This is a genomic window from Streptomyces sp. CO7 (genome assembly GCF_053474865.1).
In genome coordinates, this window is record NZ_JBRIOU010000004.1 from 696,541 (window position 1) to 698,070 (window position 1,530).

Below are 1,530 nucleotides of genomic sequence, written 5' to 3' on the forward strand. Positions count from 1 at the left end.
GGCGTGTTCGTGCTGCACACCGGTCCGGTGACCTGGCGGCAGCGGTTCCACTCCGCCCTCTGCTACGCGGGGCCGGGCTCGCAGCTCACGGCGTCGGCCGTGCCGGCGCTGCACCGCCTGCGGGACGCGCCTGAGCCTGCGCGGGTCGGTGAGGTGGAGGTGCTGGTGCCCAACAGCCGCAAGCGCCGGGCGGTGGCGTTCGTCAAGGTGCGCCAGACGCTGCGCATGCCGCCGCGCGCGGTGCGGGTGGCCGGGTTCCCCTGTGCCCCGCTGCCCCGCTGCCCCGGGCGCTCGCCGACGCCGTGGCCACCGCTGTCCGGTCGGCGGCGCCTGTGCCGACGGGGGCGCTGTACGAGGCCGTGCAGCGGGCCCGGGTCGGTGTCGCCGAGCTGCGGCAGGCGTTGCGTGACCGACAAGTGCCGGTGCGGGGGCGCCTTGCGGAGGTGCTGGAGGACCTGGAGGCCGGGGTTCGGTCGGTGGCCGAGGGCTGGGGTCGTCGGCTGATCGCGGGCAGCGGCCTCCCCCAGCCGGTGTGGAAGCGCGCCCTGTACGTCGACGGGGTCCTGCTGTGCCGCCCCGACGCGTACTGGCCGGAACACGGGGTGGTCCTGGAGGTGGACTCCGTACGGCATCACCAGCTCGGCGAGGACTTCACCCGCACGGTCGCCCGCCAGGCCCGCCTCGCCGCGGCAGGCCTGTGCGTCCTCCCGGTCACCCCCTCCCAGCTCCGCGACCACCCCGCCCTGGTCCTGACCCGCCTCTCCGAAGCCCTGTCCCGCGCCCCCTACCCGGGGGCGGGAAGGGTGTGCGTTACAGGTGAGCCGTGATCATGTCGCTGGGACAGCCCTTGTGGGACTTACCTTTGGGGCACACCTATCTGTTCGCCGGGCTAGGCGCCCGAGGACGGGGCAGATGCGGCGACGTCGGGGGACGGCGCCTTCTGGAAGGTGACCTCCACGCGGCGGTTCTTGCGGCGGCCCTCCTCCGTGGTGTTGTCGGCGATGGGGTAGTCCTCGCTGTAGCCGCGGACCTCGTAGTTCACGTCCGGGCCGAGGGTCGCCGCGAGTTCGCGCTGGACCTGGTCGGCGCGGTCCTTGGACAGCTTCTCGCCGTGCGCGTAGCTGCCGAGGTTGTCGGTGAACCCGAAGACGCGAACGGTGGTGGCCTGCTGGCCCTTGATCTCCTCCGCGATCGCCGCGATGCGGGACTTCGCCTCGGGGTTCAGGCGGGAGCTGTTCTTGGGGAACAGGACCTCTGCCTGGAGGGCGAGGGTGACGGTCTGGGGCGTGTCCTCACGGCGTTCCTCACCGCCGAGGTCCTCGACGACGGACTTGATGTCCAGCACCTTGGCGGGCGCGAGTTTCGCGCCCGGCTCCAGCCGGAGCCCGGACGCCCCGCCGTCCACCTCCGGCGGGGCGGCGGAGCTCACGGACCCGGGGGGTTCGCTGGGTCCGCCGTCGTCGGCGGAGGCGGGGGTGCCGGTGAGCGTGAGGGTCACGAACACGGCGAGCGCGGTGACGGTGCCGGCGG

General features: G+C 73.7%; 2 protein-coding genes. One reads left to right on the forward strand and one right to left on the reverse strand.

Translation table 11 applies throughout. The features are described 5' to 3' along the window. Nucleotides 1-332: 332 nt before the first annotated feature. Entirely contained in the window at nt 333-827 is a 495-nt protein-coding gene (locus ACOV8S_RS15985) for a hypothetical protein (RefSeq protein ID WP_448318484.1), read from the forward strand. Between the two features lie 62 nt (nt 828-889). On the opposite strand, the gene ACOV8S_RS15990 is transcribed toward ACOV8S_RS15985, so the two are convergent. Further along, on the reverse strand, nt 890-1,530 hold a 641-nt coding region (locus ACOV8S_RS15990), incomplete at its 5' end, for an OmpA family protein (protein ID WP_448318485.1).